This window comes from Alcanivorax sp. 1008 (assembly GCF_020667895.1).
GTDB lineage: Bacteria > Pseudomonadota > Gammaproteobacteria > Pseudomonadales > Alcanivoracaceae > PGZG01.
This window is the reverse complement of record NZ_JAFMPS010000042.1, coordinates 1-7,259: the sequence shown is the minus strand read 5'-3', so window position 1 is coordinate 7,259 and position 7,259 is coordinate 1. Positions and strand designations below refer to the sequence as shown.

At 60.0% G+C, this 7,259-nt stretch carries 6 protein-coding genes; 1 reads left to right on the top strand and 5 read right to left on the bottom strand.

The window, feature by feature from the left end; translation table 11 throughout:
• A partial coding sequence (locus J1C54_RS15835) for a coproporphyrinogen-III oxidase family protein (protein ID WP_370635688.1) occupies positions 1–718 on the top strand: 718 nt, incomplete at its 5' end.
• Positions 719–731: 13 nt separating this feature from the next.
• On the opposite strand, the gene J1C54_RS15830 is transcribed toward J1C54_RS15835, so the two are convergent.
• From J1C54_RS15830 to J1C54_RS15810, 5 genes are all read right to left on the bottom strand, one after another.
• Complete coding sequence (locus tag J1C54_RS15830; RefSeq protein WP_229149827.1) at positions 732–2,147, bottom strand: DUF1996 domain-containing protein; 1,416 nt, start codon at positions 2,145–2,147, stop codon at positions 732–734.
• Positions 2,148–2,271: 124 nt separating this feature from the next.
• Positions 2,272–3,285 (bottom strand): AraC family transcriptional regulator, encoded by a 1,014-nt coding sequence (locus tag J1C54_RS15825; protein WP_229149825.1) that lies wholly within the window; start codon positions 3,283–3,285, stop codon positions 2,272–2,274.
• A gap of 113 nt (positions 3,286–3,398) precedes the next feature.
• Complete coding sequence (locus J1C54_RS15820; protein ID WP_229149824.1) at positions 3,399–5,627, bottom strand: hypothetical protein; 2,229 nt, start codon at positions 5,625–5,627, stop codon at positions 3,399–3,401.
• A 174-nt stretch (positions 5,628–5,801) separates the two neighbouring features.
• Positions 5,802–6,875, bottom strand: coding sequence for a dipeptidase (locus J1C54_RS15815; RefSeq protein WP_229149823.1), 1,074 nt, complete (start codon positions 6,873–6,875; stop codon positions 5,802–5,804).
• A gap of 16 nt (positions 6,876–6,891) precedes the next feature.
• On the bottom strand, positions 6,892–7,259 hold a 368-nt coding region (locus J1C54_RS15810; RefSeq protein ID WP_229149822.1), incomplete at its 5' end, for a hypothetical protein.

Below are 7,259 nucleotides of genomic sequence, written 5' to 3'. Positions count from 1 at the left end.
TATTCACGGTAAGGATGAAGCGATTCACGCCGCCGAATCAGCCCGTCGGGCGGGCTTCGATAACTTCAATCTTGATCTGATGCATGGTTTGCCGGGGCAGAGCAGGGCACAGGCATTAGATGATCTGAAGCAGGCCATCGCGCTTGGTCCGACTCATCTGAGCTGGTACGAGCTGACCATCGAGCCGAACACCGCCTTTTACAGCAACCCGCCGGTGCAGCCCGACAGCGACGAGATGGCTGATACCGAGGAGGCCGGTTTCGCCCTGCTGGGTCAGCACGGTTTCCAACGCTACGAGATCTCCGCCTTTGCCCAACCGGGCAGACGCTGCCGCCATAACCTCAATTACTGGCAATTCGGTGACTATCTGGGCATCGGCGCCGGCGCCCACGGCAAGCTCACCGATGCCGATGGCCGTATCCAGCGTTACCAGAAAACCCGGCTACCAGAGCACTACCTGGCCGGCGACAAGCGCACCCGGCAGCAGCGCTGGCTGGAACCGGACGAGCTGCCGATGGAGTACTTTCTCAACACCCTGCGGCTGATCGAGGGCGCCCCGGCCAGCCTGTTCGAGGCCCGTACCGGGCTGGCGCTGGACACCCTATCCGCCACCCTGGCATCCCTCCGGAGCAAGCATTTACTTACCCCGGAGGACAGTAATATAAGGTGTTCGGCTCTGGGCATCCGCCACCTTAACCGGGTGCTCGAAGCGTTCTGACGGCCCCGCCAGATCAGTGACCCATGCCCCCATTGATCACCGCCGGCTCGGTCTGGGTTCCCGGGCGAGTACCGGACAGGCGCAGGCCGTTGGCCAGATTGCCGTCATGGCAATCCAGTGCCTGCTTGATGCAGTTATCCAGAAGCGCCTCCATGATGGTTGGGTGCCAGGCATTGAACCAGTCGCCGTGTAGTGACAGGCCACCGGGCTGGAGATCGCTGACCTCGTACATGTCCGACGCCAGCCGCCAGCCAGCACTGGTGCGCTCCAGCGGGTGGGTAAACTCCGGTTTAACGCCGAACGCGAGATGATAGCTGACCCTAACCACTGGCACCGGATGACTGTCCGGGCAGTGGCTGCCTTCCGGGCCGTCCTCGTTAACCGGGTAGGCCATATGGCTGCGATGGTCGGCCGAATCCAGGTTCTCGCCATCCCAGCAGCTGGGGAAAAACAGGTCCAGCCGCACTCGGTCGGGCTCTTCGCACTGCGGAATCGAAGCGCTGAACAGCGGGTTGGTGGCATCGTCGGACTCCCAGGTCTGGCAATGCCAGCGGGCGATGGCCGTATCCTGAGCCTCTCCAGGCCCGGTGCCCGGGTCGCCGGCAATCATCCTCAGCCCCGGCGGGATCGGTTGGATACTGTCCAGATCATCCACTCCCGCCGAGTAATAGAACACCTCGTGAGCCACGTCATCATTTCCCACCACCGCCGCCACCACCTGCCAGGCCGGCTCACCCTGGTCATCCAGCAGGCGCTCGCCGGTGATCTGGTGATACACCGGGGCCAGCAACGCCGGCATCCAATAGGAGCTGAGGTTGAGCAGATTGCCCTGACAGCTTGATTCCCCCTGTGTGTAGAGTGACGTCATCGTGGTGTGCGCATCGACCAGCGTATTGCCATAGAAGCGGTGCAAATGAGCGGCGCCCGGTTGGCCCGGAAATACAATCGGATCGTCGTAACTGCTGTGGGCAAAATCGCAATTGATCCGGAAGATGCCTCGCCAGCCTTGCGGGTCCACCGGGCTGGGCGAGACATTGGTGGCAACAAGATCATCATGACCATCAATCAGCACATCCGACACTGTCCAGCTGAAAACAAGTGTCTCGCCAGTTTCTTCCCAGGCGCTTGAGGCTCGAACACGAAAGGTGTGATTGCCGACTGACAGAGCCGGATCGAACATCGGCGATTCACATGGCGAGAAGTCCGCACCATCGATCGCACACTCATAGCCACTGGCATCCGCAGCACTGAAAGAAAAGTGTGCATAGCGCAGATCTGTCACCGCTGCCGGGGCCGAATCCATAACAATCTGCAGGTTCCTCTGCGCCGAGTTATCGCCTGCGTTGCTTCCGCTGCCACCCCCACAGGCACCGAGCAGGGTCATGGCGAAAAAAAATGGCAGCTGCAGCGTATTCGATGACGTTCTCACAAATTACTCCTGTTGGCCGAAGGCTGTTTGCCGATTCGATATGGCAAACCTACCGGTCAATATTTCAGGCAATGTGCAAGAATCGAGGAACGCGAATAGTCGGGGCCCCTAACAAAGAGATCAATTAAACCGACTCCGCATGCTCTGTCGGGGCATGTCCAAACCAGTTTTTGAAGGCTCGGGAGTACTGGTGGACATCCTGATAACCCAGCAACAGTGCCGTTTCAGTCACCGACAGGGCATCATCACGAGCATAGTGCACGGCCAGCACCATACGCACGTCACGAACCAGGGCAGCGTAGCTAGTGCCCTCCGCCTGCAGACGACGTTTCAGGGTGGGGAGGCTGGTGGAAAAAATATGGCACAGGTGTTCGCGCCGGGGTTCGCCCAGGGTTAGCAGCAGCCTGATGGCGCCTCGGCAGCGCTCACTAAAGCTCAGCTGGGGAAACTGCTCAAAAAGCGCCTGCTCATTGCTGGTGACGGTGGCCAGATAATCACTCACCTCCGCCACCGCTCGACTGGTATTTTTATATACCAGCTCGTTATGTGGCGACTCGAATTCCGGAGTGACACCAAAGTGCTCCTGATAGCGTCTTCCGGTTTCCTCATTGCCCGACTGGGTCAGTCGCAGGGCCACCGGCTTTTCCTTTACCAGACGGATGAAGGCACGATGCACTGTAATCAGGACGCCATCGGTTTGGTGGTGACTGACAATCTCTGAGAACGGTTCTACTGTCAGCCGGTAATGGTCGCGGGTCACCTGACAGTGCAGATCGGCCACTTCGGAATGAATATGCATGTAGCGCTCTAGCAGCCGGATCACCATCAGTGGGTGTTGGCGCATGGGCTGGTGGCCAGCGCCCAGCTGAGCGTCGATGGTATCGAGCAAAGCCAGATTGGAATCTGCCAGGCTGGCGATCAACTCCAAACCCAGACAGGGGTCGCCGAGGATCTCCGCCACGCGACGGATGTTGCGCGAGTTGGACTCCAGGCAGATGCGTCCATTGGCCGACGGCGGGGCCACTTCAATGGCGGCGAGTATTGCCGGCAGCTTGTCCATCAGGTCATGACGCAGCAGGTACTGTCGTAGGGCAGCGAGGTTGTTCATCACCACATTGCCGTGTACTGATCGGGTCATGGTGTTAGCGCCCGGAGCTGTCGATACATAGGCCAGTTGCCAATAACGCTAACGCGGCCACGGCTCGGGGGAAACGGTCTGCGCGGGACAATCGCGCAAACCGTTCCCTGCCATCAGCGCAGTCGGGCGCAGGCATCGCCCAGCCGTTTGCCGGCGGTAGACAACCAGCCCCTATTCAACGCCGATTCAGCACCGTTGAGGGAGCTGCTGATCAGCCAGGCCTGCCAGTAGCCTATTTCCCAGCGGCTGCGTGCATCGGCCAGTCCTTCGCGGGCCTGGCGGATCAGCCGCTGTGTGTCGCGTATCTCCGCATCAAGGCCCGTCGATGCCGACACCAGTCGGTAGCGGTTAGCGTTGTGGATGCGCTTTTCCGCCTGGCAGGACGCATCACGGGCGATCAGGTCGAAGCGCCGGGTGACACCGTATTTGGTCACACCACCCTCAAGCGGTCTCACCACCTGGTTGACCATGGCATCGACGATGGCATCCAGAGTAGGCGACAGATCTGGCAGCAGGAAGTCCGGCGTCTTCACCAGTGTGCGGAGAATAGCGCGGCGCAGCGGCGAGCTACCCATGATGATGGTGCCGTCCGGTGCCGTGTACATGGCGCCGATGTTTTCTTCCAACGCCGGCGTAGCGTTAATCCAGGCGCCCGTGCCCCGATCATACAAACCGTTGTTCAGTGCCAGCGGCAGGCCCAGCTTGAAGCCGTTCAGGTTCAGCACCAGACCGTAACCGGAATGGATCATGACGCCATTCTGGGCAATGGTGGCCAGATCCAGATTGAAGGCGCGGATCTCCACCAGTGGACCGGGCAGCTCCGTGCCAAGCCGCGCTTCCAGCACGCGACGAGCGCCCTGCAGGATGGTGTCCGCGGCCGTGCGCGCCAGGCCCGTGCGGAAGCTGCGGTCGAGATCCGCCTGCCAGATCACCTCGGCGCCATCACGGCGGCTGTTTTCCTGGATTTTGTAGATGGTGGTGAGGGTGGGGTAGTAGATCTCGGCGCCCACTTCAGAGGACACCGCCAATGAAGCTACCGCCGCTTCGCCCACGTCCACTCGCCAGACTTCCTGGCACTGACGGTTGAAGGCCAGGGCCGCGCCGAAGTTGTCGGTGGTATAGACGCGCTCACCATCGGCACTGACCGCCGGGGTGGAGGTGGTGCCACCATCAAAGAGCGCCTTGCAGACAATATTGAACGCCAACTGGTCACCGCTGCGCTGCAGGTCGATACGGTACAGCGCGCCTTTTTCGGACAGACCGTCGCCGGGATTGCTGTCGTTCTCATCAAGATCGGTGGAGGCCACCCAAAGGGCCTGGCTGTTGGGGTCGACGCTGATCTGATTGCCGATCACCGCGCCGCCGCCAAGCACCGCCAATATGGGGGTAATGCCGAGCGACTCGTCGAACTCAATGCCACTTTCTCGCATGGTCTGGCCCAGCAGGCCAAACAGCGAATCAAGCACCCGGCTGGTCAGCTCTGGCGGCAGATTGCCGCCAGAGAGCACGTTATCGCCGCCGGTGGCCGGCGAGCCCGGCATGACCAGCGCGCCGATTTGCTTTCCGGTAGCACGGTCAAAGGCCATCAGGTCACCACTGATATCCGCCACCACCACAGCATCCGCCGCCGGATGATAGGTGATACCGAAGGTGCGGTGCGGTTTGTCCAGCTCTCCGGCCAATTGCGCGCCATCATTTGTTGCCAGAGCGGCGGTAATGGACGCAGGGCGGGTAGGTGTGCTCCAGATCAGCCGCCCGGTGTCATCCACCGCCCAGGCACGAGTGAATGACGCCCCGTAGCCCACGTCGCGGCCGCTAGCCGGATCACGCAGGACCAGCGTGGCGCTGCCGCTGCCATAGGTGGCCGGCAATGCGGTGCTGCCAAAGTAGGTGCTGCCCAGTTGCCGGTCGGTAACGGTAAAACGACGCTGGCCCTGCGGTGACAGCTTGATCATCAGGTTCTTGCTGCCATCGGCATTGGTGGTGGGCACCGCCGGCATGAACCAACTGCTGCCATCGGCACCAAACGCCGGACTCTCGGTGACAAAGGCGTTGCTCTCGGCGTTCCAGGTTTGTTCGAACACCGGCGCAAAGACGATCGGCACTTCATCGGTGGAGCGCACGCCTCCATGGATGGTGTAGAAGCGATCCAGTGACGGCAGCACCGGGTTATTCATTTCCTCGCCGGAGGCGATCCGCGGACCCTGTGGAGCCCAGTCGGTGAGCGCCGGGTTGCTAGTGCTGCGGGTGAGACGGTCACCCAGGGCGGCATGGGCCGGCGCCAGAGTGGCCAGACTGGTGCTGGCAGTGAGCAGTGCAGACAGCAAAAAACGGCTGCGCATGGGTGATTTCCTTTTTGTTGTTATGCAGTTTTTATTGAGACATGCGATGCAGGTTCGGGGGGAATCCTGCCAAAGGCGGGGCCGGCCAGATTTGGCAAAACGGCTCAAGGATGCAATTTCAGCATAAGGTATGAGTGCAGGGCTGCACCGGTTATTCAGCTGGCGGGGATATCGTTAGCCGCCCGGACGAATCATTTTCATGACACGCAGGTAATTGCCGCCCAGGGTTTTCTGTATCTGTTCCGGCGTCCAGTTGCGGCGCAGCATGATCTCCACCAGCAAGGGCAGCTCAAGCGCGGTTTTCATATCCCGTGGCGTCACAATCATGCCGTCCCAGTCACTGCCCAGTGACACGTAATCCTCACCGGCCACACGAATGACATGCTCCATGTGGCGGACGATGCTTTCAGCGCTGCCGGCATTCCAGTGATCGCCGAGAAAGCCGCTCTGGAAGATGATACCAATGACGCCGCCCGTGTTTGCGATGGCCTTGATCTGCGCATCATCAATATTGCGCCAGTTGTCATACACACCACACACACCAGTGTGGGAGACGATGGCAGGCTGTGAAGAATCGTGCACATCCAGCGCATCCCAGAAGCCCTTGCGGTTGATATGGGCCAGATCCACGAGTACCCGTTTGGCATTCATCTGTGCGACGAACTCCTTGCCGAACGGTTTCAGACCTTGATCGCTGGAGCCGCTCAGCGGTGAGCTGGTGTGGCCGATACTGGAGTTGGTCATGTGCATCAGCGTGATGCGGGAAATGCAGTTGTCGGGCACCAGATCCAAATCATTCGGGCCGCTATCCAGAGCATTACCGCCCTGAATACCGAGCCAGCAGGCGTGCTTGCCGGCACTTTTAGCGTTCTGATAACCGGCGAAGTCGGTAACCAGCGCCACCTGTTCAGGGTCTGCGGCAATGACCTTACGCAAGCGAGCCAGATTCTTCAGCAGCACCGGGGTATGTTTGTGGCGCCGTCGCAGCGGGTTGGTGCTGATGCTCCACACCGCACCGGTAATATGCGCTTCGCGCACACGGGGGAAATCGGTCTGGGAGTAGAAGCGGCCATTAAGCAGGCCGCTGCCGTGTTTCCTGGACAGGTTGTAGCCCAGTATGCGCGTCCAGATGAAAGCCTCAATATGTAGATCAATGACATCCGAGGCGCGATAAATCTGCATCGCTTCCGTGCTGACCTGGGGTACATAAGGCCATACGAGCGCACCAGCTGGGCTGGTCTGGTTCATAAAACGACCTGTGTCTTTATCTGGGATTCTGGATAAAGAAATCTATCAGCTTGCGGCCGGTTTCCATATTGGCGTAGCAGACAATCCAGCTGTTGTAGTCATTCGCTGCGTGACAGTGACCAAACAACGGTATGGTGCTGCCGCTGTGACGAATGGTTTCCAGAATCCGGTCTCCGGCTGTAAACCGCTGGTGGTGATGACGCCCCTTGCGTTGCAGCCCGCTCCAGGTGAACACCCAGTTCGGACGACTGTAGCCAGGGTCGTTGACGATCGCCCGCGTGGTGACTCCACCCTGAGCCAGAAATGCCGCTTCGGCCTCAGGGATGCCATTTGGTGCGGCAAAGTCGCCATCTCCGATAATCAGCATCATCGGCTTGTCGATGG